The following is a 19,994-nucleotide window of genomic DNA, read 5'->3' as shown; positions in this document are numbered from 1 at the left end:
CGGAACTCTACATGACAATGGATTTAACAGATAAAAACAGTGATTACCTCGAGGTGTTTCAGGCGGTGACCAGGCTCATCAGCAGCCTTCACGATCCGCAGCAGGTCATGGACCTGGTCGTACGGCGCTTACCTGAACTCCTCGAGATTGACGCGGCCACCATCCGCTTGCTTGATCCCGGCACGGATAGCTTTGTCTTCGGCGCAGCATACGGATTGTCCGATGAATATCTGGCCAGATCCACCATAGATTCAACGGAAGTCATGGCGGCCCTCAAGAAGGGGGAACCAATTGCCAAAAAAGACATTGACATCCTCTGCGATCACGACAGCTGTGTGTATATATCCCAGGAAGGGGTAAAGTCGGCCATGTCCCTGCCCATCATTTTCAACAATGAGGTCATCGGACTGTTACGACTCCTCACCCGGGATTCACGTGAATTTGCTCAAAGCGAGATCGCCTTTGCCATGTCTCTTGCCGAACAGGTCGGCATGGCCCTCACCAACAGTCGTCTTTTTCAGGAATTGGAAGTTCAGGTCAAATTTCTCTCGGAACTCCGAGAGATTTCAAGTCTTGTCAACTCAACTCTTAATCTTGATGACATCCTGAAAATTATCGTCGATAAGCTGCCACCTCTCTTAAAGGTAAAAGGATGTACCGTACGACTTCTCCATCCCGCCACCAACCGACTGGAATTGGTTGCCGCATCAGGCCTTTCCGATAAGTACCTCAACCGGGGCAGCATAAGCCGCGAAAATGCATTTTTTAAAGCGGTCAGCGGACAACCTGTTGCCATCTACGATGCGACAAATGACCCCCGCGTTGATTACCACGAGGCGATTCGGGAAGAAGGTATCAAATCCATCCTTGTGGTTCCTATAAAAAATGGCCGGGATATCATCGGTATTCTGAGGCTGCTGAGTAATCAGCCACGCTCCTTTACCCAAAATGAAATCAATTTTACCGTCACTGTCGCCGAAGAGGGTGGCAACGCCATCCAGAAGGCGCGGACCTACCGTCAAATTACTCTTTTATTTGAGCAGATAGAGGAAAACGAGAGATTTCTCCATACCATCCTTGACTCTCTCTGGCTCCAGCTCCTGGTGGTCGCCCCGGACAAACGAGTCATTATGGCCAATAAATTTTTCCTGGAAACCAGAGGCTTTGAAGAAAATGAGGTCCTCGGAGAGTTCTATCATAACGTCGTTCCCTGGCACCGCATCGATGCTTCTCACTGTCCGGTAACCACCGTTTTTGAAGAACAAAAATCGGTGGCCGTCCTCGATCATCTTGAGAACCTGGAAAACCCTGAAGGGGCTAAGTGGTACGAACGGCATCTCACCCCCATTCTCGGTCCCGACGGTGAAGTGGATTTTGTCATTGAGGCTGTTCGCGATATTACCGACCAGCAGCTCCTGGAACAGGAAAAAATGGAACGGGTAAAACTTGAAGGTGTCATTGAAATGGCAGGAACAGCGGCCCATGAATTAAACAGTCCTCTTTTTGCAGCACTCGGCACAGCACAACTGCTGCGCGATGACCTCACATCCAAAGAGATGATTGAGGAAATGGATATGATTATCCGCAATATGAAAAGAATGGCCGAACTTACCCGGGAAATGACAGAGGTCACTGGCTTTGAGTCCAGGGAATATGTAGGAAAGACCAAAATCGTATCTCTGAAATCAAACAGTCAATAATGATTGGCATATATAGATGAGGGAGCACAGCTCAGAGTGGAAAAGATAAAGCAGTTCATGGCCTCTCCCGCAGGAGTTTTCCTATACGCCGTTATCACAGGAATCATAGGTATCATTATTCTACTGGCATTTTTGTCTATGGTACTCGCACCCTCGGTGCTGCCGGCTGCACTTCCAGTTATCATAGCGTTTAATTGTGCAACGGGAGGCTATAGCCTCACCGAAAAAAGCAAGACAAGGCAATCCTTGCAGAAGATTCCTCTTGGTTTGATCGCGATTATCCTGACGGTCGCGGGATGCAGTACTCTTATCATTTTCTGTCCATGGGAACCCTTGTTTGAGGCAAGGAGATACCTTATTTCCGGATCATCTGCCCTGATTTTCACCTTTGTTGGCGCCTGGGTTGCCGCGAAAAGCAAAAGTCTGAACAGGTCAGCATGATCATCAATTCTACACAGGGAGGTATAAGAAAAATACAAAACCAAAAAGCTGTACAACGTTTTACCAATTAATAAAAATAAGGAGAAAAAGGATGAAAGCAGTGCAAAACCGATTTATCACAATTGTAAGTATCACCATGATGCTTTTCGCAGGTTACGGTCTTTCCTTTGCAGAGACCAAAGTAACGACAAGCGGTACCGTAGCTGATGCAGTAACCATTGAAGGTACCATTGAACCTGGTCAGGACTTATATATTACAATAGCACAGCACGATGAGTTCAAGCCTTCAGATGCAACCATGCCCCATGAGAAGAAAAATTTTGCGAAAGAAACTAAAAAACAGGGTTTTGGAATGGACACCTCTATTCCCCCTCTCTACTATATATTGACCACCAACCCTAATGCCTTTGGTAAGCGTGCAGATGACACCCGTTTTGGTGGCCCCGCCGTACTGTTAGGAAAAGGACGTACCAAAGGTCTCTACTCAACCTATAGCTATCTACTCAACGATGATTTCAACGCTATCGATGAAACGGCAAAAGCCGCACTAGGCCCGATAAAGACCGAAGACCAGTGGAAAATGCTCAAGTGGGCCAACGAATCTTCGTACGGTATCAATACCATCGTCAAAGAAGGTAACCGCGTTGGTCAAATCGTCATCTTCTCAAGAACCGTACTGGCTGACGAATCCAGCACCAACTACTGGGATAAAGGCACCAAGATCAACCTGGACAAGGCCACTGGTAAATTTACCGCAACCTTTCAACCTTATCGCCATACTCCACCGGAAACCAAGTTTGATATCTATGTAAATGGTGCAAAAGAAACTGACTTTGCCCTCGCCGGAAAAGGTTTCTGGCTCACCAAGGGTTATCGTTACATGAATCCTCTGTGGATCGTCATCGGCGCAATCCTCGTTGGTACCTACTTCTCCATGATCGGCGCCGCAGGTGGGTTGCTCATGGCTGCCTTCCAGGTACTGGTCGTTAACACTGCAGGACCTGTTGGTGTGAATGCTGCAAACGTACTCAAACCATCCAACATGGCTCTTACCCTTTTCTCTCCACTCGGATCTTTCTACAGATTTGCAGTTGTTGAAAAACGTGTTGCCTGGCCTGTAGGTATTTCCTTTGGTGTTGGTATCTTCATCGGCTCTATCTGGCTTGGAAAGTATGTTTCTGCACTTCTGCCAATGGCCGCATATAAAGAGTGGCTGGCCATACTCGTTGTCCTCATGGGAATTAAGACCCTCATGGAAATGACCCCAAAGGCGATGAACAAGCGTAAAAACATCAAAGCGATGACCCAGAAGTTCAACGCTGCCGTTAAAAAAGCAAAAGAAACCGGTGAGGCAATGGAAATGGGTTCAATCGAGCCTATTAAAACCGGTCTGACAGACTATCGTTTCAAGTTCTGGGGCGAGGAATTCAGAATTAATCCTTTACTGTTTGCATTCCTTGGTGTGTTGATCGGTATCGTATCCCGTGCATTTGGTATCGGCGGTGGTTTCCTCCTCGTACCTGCGATGACCAGTATCGGTGCTCTGCCAATGTACGTTGCTGTACCTATCTCGCTGATTGGAACCTGTTTTTCCAGTATCGGTTCCTTCTTTGGTTATGTCATCATCGGTTACTGGCCTGACTGGGTTCTTGCCGGTGCTATCATTATCGGTGGTTTTGCCGGGGGTATGCTTGGTAGCCGCGCGCAAAAAATGTTCAGTGAAATGCAGTTGAAGGTCGTTTTAGCCTGCACCCTGTTCTTCCTGTTCTTCCGTTTCTTCAAGATTGAAGTCTGGATCTGATAACCGTAAAGAATATACTGCTGCAGGCCGGAAATAGTTTTCCGGTCTGCAGTCTTATACCAATAAGAGAGTATTATTAATGGATGCAGTTTTAGATACTATTTGGGAATATTTGGCCATGGCATTTCAGGTACTGGCCGACACATTCTTTGCCTTTCTCCTCCACCTCCATTTCCTCGGGCCTGCTGTCCTGATTTCCCTTCTGGCCTTTGCCACCATCTGTGTCACTAAAATTCTGGCCAGACTGATTGTCACCAAACGCTATATAGAGCTGGAAAAAAAATTCCACTACTGGGTAGATCTGCGTAATGAGGCAATGCAGGGTGAAGATAGGGAAAAAGCCAAAAGAATGGCCCGTAATATCGACCAGGCGGAACTCAACAGAGCGTACTACGACTATTTCTTTGAAGGCTTCATGCTCGGAATTGCCAGAAAAATCATTCCGATTTTTTTCATGTTTGCCTTTATCAATGAATACTACAGAACGGAAAAACTCACAGCCATGTTTGGGCGTGCTTACGTTATTGAGATACCGACAACAAGCGGTGAGCCACTTCTAGCCGGAGCCGTGTTCTGGTATATTATCTCCTTACTCATAGGCTACCTTCTGTGGTTTACTGTACCGAAATTGCTCAGTTACATTAAACCTGTAAAAAGAAATTCAACCCATTCTCTGCACCAGACAATGAAAGAGACAAGCTGCTAAATAATTTCTTGTCCACAGAGCCGTTACAGGATCAACAATGCAGCTGAATTCACTATTTAAGCATTGGAGTTATCGAATTATCGCGCCGGGTACACTTCTGCGTGAAAAATATGAGGCACTCAAGCTGCTCCTCAGCCATGATATCCGCTGCCATGAAGCAATGGCGGAATTCCAGGTCCTTCTCCACGATGGCCACCGCGAAGACTTCGCTCGAATTCGTAAAAGGTTTCATATCTTTTCAGCCCAGGTCGCGCAAATGATCGAGGCCCTTGAAACCATGGATCCTGGCAGGTACTCATCACTGAAAAGCTATCATAAAAAATTTGACTTCTATACCCGATTTCTCATCGCCCCACCGGCAATCGATTTCGCTCCACCCTATGTCTTACCATTGGAAGACATAGCACCTGAGAATAAAAAAATAGGCAATAAGGCGAAACATCTTGCCCAGTTAAAAAATAGCCTGACCAGTGTTGTACCCCGAGGCTTTGCGGTTTCAGGCAGCAGTTACCACTATTTCATAGAATATAACAACCTCCGCCAGATCATCGAAGAACAGCTCGCCGGTCTTAATATCAATTCCACAAAATCTCTGGATTCGGTCTCCCGAATGCTGGAGAAACTGATAACAGAAGCGGAACTGCCGCCCGACATTGAACAGGCGATGGATACCGCCTTCAACAGCTGGAACATGTCCAGCAATGATGAGATTAAAGTGGCCGTACGTTCAAGTGCCATCAGTGAAGATGGTGAATCATCTTTTGCAGGGCAGTACAGGACTGTACTCAATGTCAACCGGGAGGGGGTTGGTGCCGCATATAAAAAGGTTATAGCCTCCAAGTATGCTCCAGAAGCATTATTCTACAGGATCAGTCAGGGCCTCGGAGATGAAGAAACCGCCATGTCTGTACTGGTCCAGGAAATGGTAGCAGCCAGAGCCAGTGGTGTCCTTTACACCACTGGAGTTACAAGGGAAAGCAAAGACTTTCATCATCTCCATCTCCATGTAACCGGTGGTCTTGGTGAGCAACTGGTCTCCGGCGCCGTCAACCCAGACTATTATATTATTCACAAAAAAGAGCCCCATACCATCATCAGAAAAGAGACCCTGGGCCCGATTATCAGCGATGAACAGGCACTACACATTGCAAGGCAGGGCGTTGCTATCGAGGCTTTTTTCTCCACATCGCAGGATATCGAATGGGCCATTAATGACAATGGTGAGCTTTTTATCCTCCAGGCAAGAGAGCTGCATATTTCAAACAAGCAAACCCCAGCCGATCCCCCTGCAACACTCAGGGAACAGATCCTGCTCAGCGACTGCGAGAAAGCCTCGGGTGGGGTTGCCGGAGGCATGGTTTATAGAGTGGACAGTAAACAGGATCTTGAAAATGTTCCCCAGGGAGCAGTTATCGTAACCGGGGATTCCCCACCGGATTTTGTTAGAATTATCAACAAAGTCTCAGCGGTCCTTTCTGAGCGGGGCAGCCGGGCAAGTCATTTTGCAACCGTGGCCAGGGAATTTCACATCCCTTTTCTGACTGGCATTGAAAATGCCAGAGTACGTTTTCCCGCAGGGACCGTTATTACCGTTGATGGTAATGAGGGCCTTGTGTATGAAGGACTTCTCGAAGACCTTATACAAAAACAGAGCCGTCCAGCAAAAAAGAGTCCCTACTACCGGGTTCTCAGTCAGGCTTTAAAATTTATCACCCCCCTTGAGCTGACCGACCCTGCAGGAGAAAACTTCACCCCTGAAGGCTGTCGCTCCATGCATGACATCATTCGCTTCTGCCACGAAAAGGCTCTCCACTCCATGTTCACCACCGGTAAACCCGGTTCAGGCCGCGGATCCGTGCGTCTTGATGCCAATATTCCCCTTGATGTTTTTCTCTTTGATGTTGGTGGTGGTATAAGGGACCACAAGACAAAGGATCAACCGGTTCCTCTAGAAAAAGTGACCTCCACACCGTTTCAGTCACTGTGGAAAGGACTCTCCCACCCCGGCGTGCAATGGAAACAGAAACCATTTGACTGGGATGCCTACGATAAGATTGAACTTGCAGGAGGAGTGCCACCTAAAAAAGACAGTTTTGCCTTTGCAAGTTACGCCGTGGTCAGCGAGGACTACCTTCATTTTAATCTCCGTTTTGGTTACCATTTCACCATCGTTGATGTACTCTGCGGAGACAACTCTGCCAAAAACCACTGCATGCTTCGATTTGCAGGAGGTGGTGGTGACTACGATCACCTTTCTCTCCGCATTGACTTTCTCTCCGGTGTGCTGGATCGTCTGGGCTTCATCGTAGAAAAAAAAGGAGACCTGCTTGAAGCCAAACTGCAGGGATGTACAAAAGAGAGAATGGTTGGTACACTTGATATGCTGGGCCGGCTTCTTGGAGCCAGTAAACTTATGGACATGGTGCTTGATGGGGATGAAATGGTAAGCAGCTGTATTGAAGAATTCTACAACGGACGCTACTCATTCTCTCAGGAGGGTTAGGCCACCTCTCTATCAATATTTAACGTATACAACCTTGGTGATAAGGGTCTTTTCTGTTCTTGTTAAAATTGGCCATGGAGCAAATTCTCATTACAAATTGAAAGGGTGATCGATTATTATTTTCAATCTTCAGATAAACATGGTGAGTTCATAGCCTGTTTATGACACAGGTCTTATAAGTATTTGTACAGCTGAAACAGCGATCAAATGACGCTGAAGCGGCAAATGACAAGAGCGCTATACCCAGCTCATCGTCTCAATAACAAATTTCACGCAGAAGAACTTATGTCAGGTTATCAAGTTACATGGATTACAAAAAACCTCGCTGTGGGCCATGCCCCCATGTCCTACGACGAACTCGACCAAATCCGCGACCAGGGAATAGATGCTATTGTCAATCTCTGTGAAGAGTACTGTGACCTTCACGAGCTTGAAGAAAACTCTGGCTTTGAGGTATTTTACCTGCCGATAACAGATGATCGCGCGCCCAAAATGGAAGAGATGGAAAAAGGCTTAGAGTGGATGGATGAGGCCATGTATCTTGGGAAAAAGGTACTCGTTCACTGTAAGCACGGGGTCGGCAGAACCGGTACCTTTGTTACAGCCTATCTGCTGAGAAGAGGAATGGGTCTTAAAAAGGCCGAAAAGCTCCTGAAAAAAACCCGGGCAAATCCCACCAACTTCACCCAGTGGTGGCTGCTGAGGAAATTTGGCAAAAAAGAAGGAACACTGAAAATCGGTGAGGCAACTCCTGACAACCGTAACGGAATCGATCTCAGTGAATTTTATAACAGGTACGAACAGCTCCTGAAAAGAGTGGATTTTATCGTTCAGTCAAGACTTCCCCAGACAAAAGAGATCGATACCAATCGCTGCTGCACAAACAGTTTCTCTCTTGCCCCAATTGAGGCCATCTACCTCAATGAAAAGGTGAATATTGGTTTGTCCTCCAAAGAGCGAAAAAAAGTGATCGATAAAACAGTAGCCACATCCGGCTCAAATTCAGAAGGAGAAAGCACCACCATCCCGCATAACGAGACCTGTCCTCTCTATGGAGAAGAGGGCTGTATGCTTCCACAGCACAGGCCCCTCCAGTGCCGCATCCGCGGGGTGGAATTCACGGATGAACAGCTTGCGGAAATAAGTGGTGAGCTTTCCAGGCTCTCCAACGAAATTTTTTATGCTCTTTTTGGCCTCGACAGCAGTACCCCTCCTCCGTCGGTCAACCGTTCCGACGCTGTTTCCGGGAAATTCATCCAGCAATATTTTCAATTTCTTGCAAACCAGAAATACAACAAATGATAGAAAGTAAGAGTGTAGAAAAAACCACCAACCGTAAATTGGTGATGATAGTGGACGACGAGCCGGACATGCTATCTATGTTGGAGCTGGTAATTAAAAAAAAGTGTAACTGTAATGTTGTAAGTGCTGCATCCGGACTCATCGCCCTTTCATTACTGAAAGAACATAGTCCTGACGTTGTCATCTCAGACATTAAAATGCCCGACCTTGATGGCCTGGGGCTCCTCAGCAAGATTCGGGAACACGACCCATCTATTTCAGTCGTTATCATGACCGGCTACGGAACAATCGATATGGCGGTTCAATCCTTGAAAGAGGGTGCCTATGATTTTCTGCAGAAACCATTTGATAAAGACCATATTGTCAGGGTGGTCAATAACTGTCTGGAAAGAACCCTCCTTCTACGAACCAATAAACAGCTCAAGGAAAAAATCAGCACCCTCTCCCCTCCCCAGGGATTTGTCGGCCAGGGAGCGGCCCTGACCAGAGCTCTCGACCTCATCACCCGGGTGGCGGATACCGATGCCACCGTGCTCATCCGTGGAGAAAGTGGCACCGGGAAGGAGGTTGCAGCCCGTGCTTTGCACAGCCTCAGCAATCGCAGATTAAAAAAGATGATCACGGTGAACTGCCCGGCTCTGCCGGAACACGTTCTTGAGAGCGAGCTTTTTGGTTATAGCAAAGGAGCCTTCACCGGGGCAAATCATGAGAAAAAGGGGCTTTTTCTTGAAGCCCACGGCTCAACGATCCTCCTTGATGAAGTTGCAGATATTCCGGTATCCATTCAAACAAAATTGCTGCGAGTCCTGCAGGAGAAAGAAATTCAGCCACTCGGCCAGAACAAAACCATCAAAGTTGATGTCCGTGTTCTGGCTTCCACCAACCAGGATCTCGAAGCGAAGATCCGCGCTGGAGAATTCAGAGAAGATCTGTTTTACCGACTAAATGTCGTCACCGTTACCATGCCAAGCCTCCGTGAGATGCGGGAGGATATCCCTCTTCTCATCCATCATTTTTTCGTGAAGTTCAAGAGCCAGTACGACCGGGAAAATCTCCTCGTGTCACCGGATGTGCTTCAGCATCTGGGGCAGAGGAGATGGAGTGGAAATGTCCGCGAGCTGCAAAACAGTATTAAAAGAATTGTCCTTCTGAGCGCTGGCGGCAAAGTTGAGATGCCAGATCTACAGGACCTGCTGCAAAACTCCCAGGAAGAGCCTGCAGAGGACTCAAACCAGGGGGGATTTACAGATCTCTACACGACCCCTTACAATGAAGCAAAATCAAAGATTGTTCAGAGATTTTCCACAGAGTATTTACGCAACCTTCTTTCTGTTTATAACGGCAACGTCACCAATGCAGCAGCTGCCTGTGGTCTGGAACGGCAGGGATTACAACGGATTATGAGACGATACAAAATTGTCTCCAGTGATTTTAAAAAAAATCCATCTGACCTGATATAAGGGTACCTTTAAAATAAGAAAATTTGTTCAAATTCGAGTTGTTTGAGGAATTTTAGCTCAGGCATATGATTGATATCGGAGTCTACGCTTGGCGCCAGGGATACAATTCTGAGCACACAGATGAAGGTGAACAAATTGGTAATTTTTCAAGGTGGCCATACTTCCAATCCTCTGGTGGCTCTTTTCTTCATGCCCAGCCTCTTGAACCTTTACCAGGATACCAGCCAGCCTGCACAGGCCATAGCTTTGCAGAGATTTGCATTTATCTCCACCAAACCCAGACGCAGCTGATTTCATTACAGGCGGTCGGTGCGTATACCTCTGGCGCACCAAATCTGTTTATGATAGGCTACATGAGCTACAGTGCAATGTAATGTTGTCGTCAAACAATCTCCCGAACGAAAAGGCGGTTGCATTATGACAGATTTACCTGATACTGATACTCCTCTCGCCTCTGAAGATCTTCTGCAATTAAGAGAGCAATTCAAACAAGCCCCGATCGGTATTCTGCGGACCACCGTCGATGGTCGTATTCTCGTTGCCAACCAGGCCTTTGCAGAAATGCTCGGTTATGCTTCTTTCCATGAATTCTCCAGACTCACTCAACAGAATATCACCGATCTTTATGAAGATCCTGACTCACGTAAAGAGCTCGTCGAGATAGTTGAGCGACAACAGGATTCTCCTACGCACTTTGAAAGCTGCTGGAAACGCAAGGATAACAGTGTCTTCCCCTGCAGAATCCATGTCCGCCCCTCTGTGGATAAGAATGGAAAAGTCCTTTACTACAACGGCTTTGTGGAAGATATTACCTATAGAAAATCCATTGAGAAAGAACTGCTTGCAGGTGGGGAGAGATACCGAAGTGTCTTTGAAAATACAGGTGCCGGTACCATTATCATCGAAAAAGACACGACGATTTCTCTTGCCAATACTGGATTTGCCAACCTTATTTGTTACTCCAAAGATGAGATTGAAGGCAAAATGAAGTGGACGGCTGTTATCGCCAAGCAAGATGATCTGAACAGGATGCTCAACTATCACATCAAGAGGCGCGATTCTGTTGATAAGGCGCCAATCGAGTATGAATTTACCTTAAAAGACCGTCACGGAAATCATAAAGATGTCTTTCTTCGTGTTGATATGATCGTCGGCACAGATTGTAGTGTCGCATCTCTTATTGATATCACCTCACTAAAATCCGTAAAACGCAACCTGAGAGAAAGTGAATCACGTTTAAAAGGGATTGTTGAGGCCTTTGACGGCTACATCTATATATGCACTGCCGATTTTCAGCTTGTCTATATGAACAATAAGCTGAAGAAGAAAACAGAACCGAAAATAGGTCACCATCTCGGTCGCGATCGTTGTCACTTACGTATTTTCGGCCTTGATTCACCCTGTTCCTGGTGTCCACAAAAAAAAGTGTTTCAAGGAGCAACAAGTGCCATTGAGTTTCAGCACCCGGGGGATAACCGCTGGTATTACGCTGTAAGTTCTCCTATTTACGAAGAGGAAAACCTTGTATCCCAAACACAGACGGTTTTGATCGACATTCATGAGCGGAAGTTGTCAGAAATAGCGCTCAAGGAACGCGAAATCTACCTGCAAAAAGAAAATCTCCGCCTTCGTGAAAATATTGGGGATCGCTATAAATTCGGGACGATTATTGGGAAAAGCCGGGCCATGCAGCACATCTATGAACTGATCCTGCGTGCAGCAGCAACGGATGCCAGTGTTATTATCTATGGTGAATCTGGCACCGGAAAAGAGCTCGTAGCCCGTGAGATCCACAAGATGAGTGATCGCAGGGAACATACTTTTCTACCGGTCAATTGCGGCGCCATTCCTGGCCAATTGATGGAAAGTGAATTTTTTGGTTACCGTAAAGGCGCTTTTACCGGAGCTGATCTGGACAAGCGTGGCTACTTTGCCGAGTCGGATCATGGCACCCTTTTTCTCGATGAGTTAGGAGAAATTGATGAAGCAATGCAGGTCAAGCTGCTCCGGGTCCTGGAAGGTAGAGGTTACACCCCCTTGGGAGGTCTCGAACCCATAATGCCGGATGTAAGAATTATTTCGGCGACAAACAGTAATCTCAGACCAATGCTGGAGAATGGCAGTATGCGGGAGGACTTTTTTTACCGCATCCACATCATTCCTATCAACCTCCCTCCCCTGAGAGAGCGATTAGACGACATTCCTCTGCTGCTTGAGCATTTTATGGCCAAACACGGCAAAGGTCATCCCACCCGGCATTTGACCGGTCATGATCTGGACAAGCTGATGCAGCACGACTGGCCAGGTAATGTCAGAGAACTGGAAAACACCATTCAGCGTTTTCTCAATCTCAATGTCCTTGAGTTCGCCGGGCCTTGCGTAACCTGCAACGTTTCAGGCAAAAATCCAAAGAGCCATTCTCAAGCCCCTCAAACCCGGCCTCTACGCCAGGCAACCCGACAATTTGAGAAAGAACACCTTCTGCAACAGCTGGAGGCCTGCCGCTGGAACCGTACCCTGACCGCCAAAATTTTAGGGATACAGAGAAAGACCCTCTACCTGAAGATGAAGCAATTGAACCTAACTTCCCCGATCGAGTAATTAATGACTCATTTTGAGTGATATATACTCACAGAAAGATTCATATATAATTACAGTATATTGCTCCACTGTATCCACCGCAGGTGAGTCATGTCTGCCTCAATTCATTACATTCAAATCAGGCACCCACGCCCTTCAACTGGCTGCAATCACCCGAACTGTATCCACAGGCATGTTGTTTGCTTGTAATTATCCTGCATAAAGCCCGCAAAGAACCGGCAACAAGATCTATACATGATACTGTTTCAGCACCGCAAATCTCTATTTTCAGGAGGTTACATGCAGACAAAAATTATTTCGCCAACACCCTCGGCCTTTTCTCATCCCCTGCTCATCAAATACCTGTTGACGACACCGCTCATCTATTCCCCAGAGCAGAAAATAGTATATCGTGACCAGAAGGAAATCACCTATACACAACTTGGGTCCCGAATTTGCCAACTGGCTCACGGTCTTACTAAACTCGGGGTTCAGGCGGGAGATACCGTAGCCGTGATGGATTGGGACTCAAACAGGTATCTTGAATGTTATTTTGCTGTCCCAATGATTGGAGCGATTCTCCATACCGTTAATGTGAGGCTCTCATCCGAACAGCTTCTCTATACCATTAACCATGCTGAAGATGATATTATTCTGGTCAATTCAGAGTTCCTCCCCCTTCTGGAAGCCATAAAGGATAAACTCTCCACAGTCAAAAAAATAATCCTGCTCAGAGATTCCGGTACATCTGCCCAGACAAGTCTGGTCCTCGATCATGAATATGAAGCCATGCTGGGCGAGAATCCAACAGAATATTCCTTTCCTGATTTTGATGAAAACTCAATCGCCACAACCTTTTATACCACCGGTACCACTGGTCCGCCCAAGGGGGTCTATTTCAGTCATCGGCAACTTGTGATGCACACCTACGGCTTTGTCACGTCTCTTTGCGGGTATGATTGTCAGGCCAGAATCAGCTCCGCTGATGTCTACATGCCTATCACGCCAATGTTTCATGTGCATGCCTGGGGTGTACCCTACCTTATGACACTGCTCGGTGCCAAACAGGTATACCCGGGACGGTACGAACCTGAAATGCTGCTCAAACTTATCACGAAAGAGAAGGTGAGTTTCTCCCATTGTGTACCAACCATCATGCACATGGTGCTTTCCTCTCCCGCTGTTGAGAAGAGTGATCTTCAAGGCTGGAAAGTTATTATCGGAGGCTCAGCTCTATCCATTGGCATGTGCAAGGCAGCCCTCGACAGAGGCATTAATATTTATACAGCCTACGGTATGTCTGAGACCTGTCCGCTTTTGACCATCGCCAATCTCAAACCTCACATGCTTGAATGGCCAGAAGAAGACCAGATAAGGATACGCTGCAGAACAGGGCTGCCGGTAAGTAATGTGCAACTGGAGATCGTTGATCAGGACGGTAGTCCCGTAGCTCACGACGGCAAGTCTGTAGGTGAAGTGGTTGTCCGCGCCCCCTGGCTGACCCAGGGATACTTAAAAGATCAGGAAAAAAGTGAAGAGCTCTGGGCCGGTGGATGGCTGCATACTGGAGACATCGGCTTTATCGACGAAGAAGGCTATCTGCAGATTACCGACAGACTCAAAGATGTCATCAAAACAGGGGGAGAGTGGGTTTCATCGCTTGAGCTTGAAAGTATGATCAGCCAGCATCCCGGAGTAAGCGAGGTTGCCGTTGTCGGTGTACCCGATGAGAAGTGGGGCGAGAGACCTCTTGCTATAGTTGTTCTCAAAGAGGCCTTTAAGGGGGAAGTTACCGAACAGGATCTCAAGGATTTTTGTATGAGCTTTGTGGAAAAGGGAGTCATTCCAAAATTCGGCGTCCCTTCGAAAATCATCCTGGACCAGCAGATACCTAAAACCAGTGTCGGTAAAATCAGCAAAAAAGATATCCGGGGACAGTTTAAACAATAACCAGAGGAACTGTCGTTCCCCCTAGTACCCACCTTCTGTTTTTATTCATCCAGGGCCGCTACTGTACGCTGCAGCTAATATTGCATATAGTCGCTGCCCTGAATGGTCAGAAGAACGATCTCCATAGAATCAAGCTATATCAAAAGGTACGGGACTTTACAGGTCCTTGAAGAATTTCGTCCCGCTTTATGTGTGTAGAGCTTTAAAACCCTGGTCCCCCATGCCCGTATTCCGTATGCCGTATGCCGTATGCCGTACTCCTTTTGAGTATATGCGATGCTCCTGACTTCATTTTCCAACCGTTCTTTGAGAAAGACACTTGCCCGTGTTGGATTGTCACCCCTGAAAAGACACAAGGCCTGGAAAATTTACGAATGGAGTATTGCCCGGATTTTATCGGATAAGTCTTTTCTCGAAAAAGGTTTTGCGACAAACTGCACTCCTTCCTCCAGCACTCCGTTATGTCCGATAACATTGGAAGTATAACCTGACATGAAAAGTATTTTGAGATCCGGGATTATTTCCAGTATCTTACTGCTTAATTCCTTGCCATTCATTTCCGGCATGATCACATCGGAAACAAGCAGATCTATGGTTTTACTATTTTTCTCTGCAAGACGTAAAGCTTCACCACCACTGTTGGCCGGCAATACAATGTAACCTGTTTTTTCCAACATCCGACGGGTCATATCAAGCAGGGTTAAGTCATCCTCAACCAACAGTATGGTCTCATTTCTGCCTTCAGAAACCTGGGCCAGGCCACCTTCTTTATTTAAAGAAAGCGGCTCATGACTCTCGGGAAGCACTATCGTAAACGTTGTTCCCACTCCAGGCTGGCTTTCTACCGCAATATCACCGTTGTTCTGCTGAATAATACCGTAAACAGTGGACAGTCCAAGACCCGTTCCGTGACCCATTTCTTTTGTTGTAAAAAACGGTTCAAATATTTTATCCAAGGAATCCGGGTTGATACCTGCGCCATTATCAGTGACGACAAGCTGGATGGCTTCCTCACCCGGGGCACAGACCATCTGCGTCCGGACCATGGTGTCTTTATGAACTATTTTGGCAGTTGAAATGGTCAGGATACCGTTACCGGTTATCGCATCCCGGGCATTGACACATAAATTCGCAAGAATCTGATCCACCTGGCTGGGATCTATTTTGATAGGAAGAATACCCGGGTAGGGCTTCCAGACCAGTTCAATATCTTCACCAATCAACCGCCGTAACATTTTCAGCATACTCTCTACGGCATAGTTGAGATCAATCGTTTGTGGAAGAACTGTCTGCTGCCTGGAAAACATCAAAAGCTGTCGGACAATATCAGCGGACCTGCTGGCAGCATCATATATAATTTTCAAGTCATTATAGAGCCTGTCTGTTGGCTTGCTGTTACGCAAAGCCATTCCCGAATAACCAAGAATGACACCCAGGATATTATTAAAATCATGGGCAACTCCTCCCGTAAGACGCCCCACAGCCTCCATCCTCTGGGCCTGTTGAAGCTGAGATTCGAGCAGGAGCTTCTCTGTTATATCACGCTTAATTGCGATATAATTGATGATCTTACCGAAACGGTCGACAATAGGAGTAACCGTGGCCTCCTCTGTATAGTGGCTCCCATCCTTTCGCCTGTTCACCGTACGACCAGTAAAGGTCTTGCCGCTGGTGATCGTTTGCCAGAAGTTTTCATAAAATTTTTCATCGTGCAGGCCACTTTTGAGAAAACGTGGATTGCGGCCTATCACCTCTTTTTTAGAGTATAAACTTACCCTTTCGAAGGCGGGGTTTACGTAGGTTATAGCACCGAGATAGTCGGTAATCAGAACAACATCGCTGGCCTGTTCGATTGCCGTTTTCAGCCCTAAACGCTCTTTTTTCTCTTTTTCACGCGTGGTAATATCCCGCATAATGCCGAGATTACCGATCCATTCATTCCGGTGATTGTAAAGTTTGGTCCCAAACGACTCACCCTGAAACACTTTGCCAGAACGGTGCCTGTATGTCGTATGATGAAAGGTTTGGTTTTTTTGCGCCTGGGCACTAAAAAGCTTTTCGCCTAACTCGTGAAAAATCTGTTTTTGTGCATAGAGAACTTCTGTACTTTTTCCAACCAGCTCCTCGGGGTCATAGCCGAAAGTCAGCTTCACACCTTTGTTGGCAATCTGTATGATGCGGTTTATATCGGTTACAACAACACCATCGGTTAAGGCATTGAAAATGGTCTCAAAGAGATTCTTTTGGCGGCGATGCTCATTCTCAACTCGTTTCAAAGCACCAAGATCCCGGGTCACAGAGATGATATGAGGAACATTGTTGAGACTGACGACACGGGCAGACATTAATCCGATTGTGGGAGTACCATCTTTTCTGTAGAACTTCGCCTCTAGATTTTCACAGTGTCCTGTCTCTTCCAGGGTTCTGACGAGTTTTTCCCGATCTTTTAGGTCGTACCAGAGCTTAAGTTCTTCAGAAGTCTTGCCAATAACCTCCTCTCGCGTAAACCCTGACCACTCCAGAAAGCCTTTGTTCACCTCAACAAAGGTGCCATCGTCTAAGCGGTTAATATTCACCGAATCTGGACATGCATCAAATGCCTGTGAAAATTTTTCTTCACTCTCCTTAAGCGTCCTTTCTACCTTCCGCCGATCTGTGTCATCATCGACAAGAGAAAGAAGTACTGTTTTCCCCAGAAAAACAATTGTTTCCGCGGACCACAGCACATCTTTGATTTCACCCGATTTTGTTCTGATCTGCAGAGTATAATCTTTAATACAGCCATTTTTCTGGAGTTCAAGCATGAGATTTTTCCACTGTTCTCCATCTTTCCAGGCTCCGATATTTTCAAAAGAGTGGCCGAGCAACTCTTCTCTTAAGTAACCAAAACAGTCAAGGCAACGCTGGTTCACATCAAGAAGTACACCTGATTTCAGATCTGAGACAAGCATGGGCAGTGGATTTGCATTGAATGCCTTTGCAAAGCAGCCTTCCGTCTCAAGCAGGGAGGCTTTTATTTCTGTCTCGGCTCTGTTTATTTGTTTGGCAATATGAACGACGCAGGGACTGTCACTATCTGAAGGGAAAAGAAGAGAAGTCTGAACCTCAACCAAGGTATCTTTGACACTTCTGATTGACTTTTGTGGCTTTGCCAGGCCCAGAGGAGCCTCAACCCCAGAAGGGCAGTCAGCACAGGGACACTGAAGATCTCCATAGAGTTCATAACAATGTAGATTTTCAAGAGACTGTGCTGAGAGCCCAAAAAATACCAGGGCGGCTTTGTTGGCCTTTACAACTCTGTAGTTTTCATCCTGAACTGTAATTATATCATCCAGCAGATCATATATTTCCGGCCAGAATCCTGCATCTTCTCCGGCACTTGCTGCCGAATTTTTCCCATAATCACATTGAAATCTCTTCTTCAAAATATCCCACACGACATAAATCAAACATTGAGGCAAAACCCGAAAAACACCTACAACAAACCAGAAACAACTTTATACATATGTAACAATCATACTTATACAACAGGCTTAGTAAAGGGATATTTGACAAAACACCATCAATCACTGAGACAAATGTCAATCTCCCTGACTGCCGCCAGCCCCATCATGTTGCCAGTTTGAAAGGCCCCAGAGCAAAGAGCCCAGTCCCAGTAAAGTGAAGCAGGATGCCGCCCATGCAACCGCAGTAATCCCGCCAAATCCCCATAATATTCCACCAATAAGGACCCCAATCATTCGGCCTATCCCCGAGAGAGCGTAGAAGCCCGACATCATAGTGGCTCTGGATGCAGGTAACAATTCCGTGCTGAGGGAAAAGCTGGTGACCATGACCATCTCAAAAAAGAGAAAAACACAAAATATCCCGACCATTGCCCAGATAAGAGAAACGCCTATAAGCGGCAGGATAAAGTAAGCCCCGCTCACCAGGCAGAGGCAGATAATAATGGTTTTCTTCAGGCCTATCCGATCGGAAAAGAGTGCTGTCATCCCCTCGCCGATAAGCTCTGCGCTGCCAATAGCAACTGTGCTAAATCCCAGAGTGACCAGAGATACATCAAAACTCTCTTCCAGCCAGAGACCATAGACGACAAATAGCCCATCATTGGCAATGGAGATCCAGAAGCCAAAAAGCAGCATGCCTGCCGTCTCCCGCTGGCGAAATAGTGAGAAAATCCCACTGAGCAGGCCTGACTTTTCCCCAGACGCCCCTTTTTCTTTTGAATCTGGAGGAAGTATCCTGGCTATGAACAACCAGCCCAATGCCCCCAGAAATGCCAGGACATAAAATGATATCCGCAGTCCCATATGCTCGATGATCAGGGCAAAAGCCGGAATACCAATAAGAGTTGAACCAGCCCAGGCAGTCTCGATGATCCCGATCACTCTGCCGCGCCTGGTAAAGGGCACATGATGACCGATAAAGGATTGAATTGCAGGGTCAAAGACGGTTTTGCCAAAGCTCGCAAGAACCAGTCCGACAAAAACGGCAAGATACTCTGGTACCAGGCCACACAGTAACATCCCTATAGAAAGCAGAGCAAGCCCGGTCCGCATGACAACTCTATTACCAATCCGGTCAGCGATCGGGCCGCTGAACAACCCAAACAGAGAAGTAAACTGACTGGTTGCAATAATAGTTGTGATTGCAGTCACTGGAACATCGAGGCTGCGACCAAGGACCGGGGCAAAAGGATAGATAAACCGTCTTCCGGTATTGAGCAGAAGACGAATTAAAAAAATAAATATCAACTGAAAGGTAAAATTCTTCCCCATATTTTTCCGGCCTATATTTCTTTTAGAAATCATTCCACAGAAAACATCACAAGAGCAGATATACCAGCAATCTCTGGTCAGGAACAGAGAACTTTGAATCACAACACCGCTGATTGGCCATCAACCTCGATGGACTATTAGCTATTGTATTGAGTTGCGTATCATTTTATATTCTGCTGTTCAAAGAAAGACGACCGACAGCCAAAGAGATCGACATAACACACGATACGCCGATCTTCCTCATAAATTTAAACGCAGAACTGAGATGACAAAAAAAAATGTGTACGCAGGAGCCGGTAAAACAGCCGCTAAAATCCAGGAAAAACGAGAAAAATCAGCGGCATCAGCCCCCCAACATCAGCCAATGCTGCGGGCGATGGTCTGGTACAAGGAGGAAGACTACGAAACCCTCCTGACCCTTTTTGACGATGCAGAATTTTTGCCACGGACCTTTGCCGATTGGCATGCCCGGGCCGAAGAGAAAAAAACAGAGGTTGAGGCGGCGGGTGACCAGGTCATGAAAGTGTTTATAGATCCGGAAACCTTTCCCCAGTGGTGTGCAGATAAAAATATGCCAAAAGATGCAGCCTCGAGATCTCAGCTCGCTCTCGAAATGGCCCAGGCAAATAGTTTCAGCCTGTAACCACCTGAAAATCGTATAAAGCGCACACTTTAAGCCCAAGAAACAACCCTACGAGCACGGTTTAGTTGAAAAACCGTGCTTTTTTCTTGCCTTTTTTGCGTGTACGTATTAAGCTTATACGCACACTTTG

At 46.6% G+C, this 19,994-nt stretch carries 13 protein-coding genes; 11 read left to right on the top strand and 2 right to left on the bottom strand.

Annotation, left to right across the window (positions count from 1 at the left end; all coding sequences use genetic code 11):
• The first annotated feature begins 11 nt into the window (after positions 1-11).
• The 10 genes from FCL48_RS12795 (at position 12) to FCL48_RS12750 (ending at position 14,443) form a co-directional block, all read left to right on the top strand.
• The gene (locus FCL48_RS12795; protein ID WP_240744836.1) at positions 12-1,700 is read left to right on the top strand and encodes a GAF domain-containing protein; all 1,689 of its coding nucleotides are present in this window, start codon (positions 12-14) and stop codon (positions 1,698-1,700) included.
• A gap of 36 nt (positions 1,701-1,736) precedes the next feature.
• Positions 1,737-2,141, top strand: coding sequence for a hypothetical protein (locus tag FCL48_RS12790; RefSeq protein ID WP_136872679.1), 405 nt, complete (start codon positions 1,737-1,739; stop codon positions 2,139-2,141).
• A 91-nt stretch (positions 2,142-2,232) separates the two neighbouring features.
• Positions 2,233-3,942 carry a sulfite exporter TauE/SafE family protein gene (locus FCL48_RS12785; protein WP_136872678.1) on the top strand — a complete coding sequence of 570 codons (1,710 nt, stop codon included), beginning with the start codon at positions 2,233-2,235 and terminating at the stop codon, positions 3,940-3,942.
• Between the two features lie 79 nt (positions 3,943-4,021).
• Positions 4,022-4,648: a hypothetical protein gene (locus tag FCL48_RS12780; protein ID WP_136872677.1), complete on the top strand. Its 627-nt coding sequence runs from the start codon at positions 4,022-4,024 to the stop codon at positions 4,646-4,648.
• A 37-nt stretch (positions 4,649-4,685) separates the two neighbouring features.
• Positions 4,686-7,151, top strand: coding sequence for a PEP/pyruvate-binding domain-containing protein (locus FCL48_RS12775; RefSeq protein ID WP_136872676.1), 2,466 nt, complete (start codon positions 4,686-4,688; stop codon positions 7,149-7,151).
• 285 nt (positions 7,152-7,436) lie between these two features.
• The gene (locus tag FCL48_RS12770) at positions 7,437-8,453 is read left to right on the top strand and encodes a dual specificity protein phosphatase family protein (protein ID WP_136872675.1); all 1,017 of its coding nucleotides are present in this window, start codon (positions 7,437-7,439) and stop codon (positions 8,451-8,453) included.
• Positions 8,450-9,913, top strand: coding sequence for a sigma-54 dependent transcriptional regulator (locus FCL48_RS12765; protein ID WP_136872674.1), 1,464 nt, complete (start codon positions 8,450-8,452; stop codon positions 9,911-9,913). Before FCL48_RS12770 ends, FCL48_RS12765 begins: the two co-directional genes overlap by 4 nt.
• Positions 9,914-9,978: 65 nt before the next feature.
• Positions 9,979-10,287, top strand: coding sequence for a hypothetical protein (locus FCL48_RS12760; RefSeq protein ID WP_136872673.1), 309 nt, complete (start codon positions 9,979-9,981; stop codon positions 10,285-10,287).
• 43 nt (positions 10,288-10,330) lie between these two features.
• Positions 10,331-12,514 carry a sigma 54-interacting transcriptional regulator gene (locus FCL48_RS12755; protein ID WP_136872672.1) on the top strand — a complete coding sequence of 728 codons (2,184 nt, stop codon included), beginning with the start codon at positions 10,331-10,333 and terminating at the stop codon, positions 12,512-12,514.
• 279 nt (positions 12,515-12,793) lie between these two features.
• Positions 12,794-14,443: a fatty acid--CoA ligase gene (locus FCL48_RS12750; RefSeq protein ID WP_136872671.1), complete on the top strand. Its 1,650-nt coding sequence runs from the start codon at positions 12,794-12,796 to the stop codon at positions 14,441-14,443.
• 368 nt (positions 14,444-14,811) lie between these two features.
• On the opposite strand, the gene FCL48_RS12745 is transcribed toward FCL48_RS12750, so the two are convergent.
• Together FCL48_RS12745 and FCL48_RS12740 are read right to left on the bottom strand one after the other, a co-directional pair.
• On the bottom strand, positions 14,812-17,868 hold the full coding sequence (locus FCL48_RS12745) for a PAS domain-containing sensor histidine kinase (protein WP_169309204.1): 3,057 nt from the start codon (positions 17,866-17,868) through the stop codon (positions 14,812-14,814).
• A gap of 156 nt (positions 17,869-18,024) precedes the next feature.
• On the bottom strand, positions 18,025-19,221 hold the full coding sequence (locus tag FCL48_RS12740; protein WP_169309203.1) for an MFS transporter: 1,197 nt from the start codon (positions 19,219-19,221) through the stop codon (positions 18,025-18,027).
• Positions 19,222-19,486: 265 nt separating this feature from the next.
• On the opposite strand from FCL48_RS12740, the gene FCL48_RS12735 reads away from it, so the two are divergent.
• Positions 19,487-19,864, top strand: a complete 378-nt coding sequence (locus tag FCL48_RS12735; RefSeq protein WP_136872668.1) for a hypothetical protein — start codon at positions 19,487-19,489, stop codon at positions 19,862-19,864.
• The last annotated feature ends 130 nt before the right edge of the window (positions 19,865-19,994 follow it).

Origin of the sequence: Desulforhopalus sp. IMCC35007 (genome assembly GCF_005116575.1) — a bacterium.
In the GTDB taxonomy this organism is placed as follows: Bacteria; Desulfobacterota; Desulfobulbia; order Desulfobulbales; family Desulfocapsaceae; genus Desulforhopalus_A.
The sequence above is the reverse complement of the archived record's forward strand: the minus strand, read 5'-3'. Positions and strand labels throughout refer to the sequence as shown.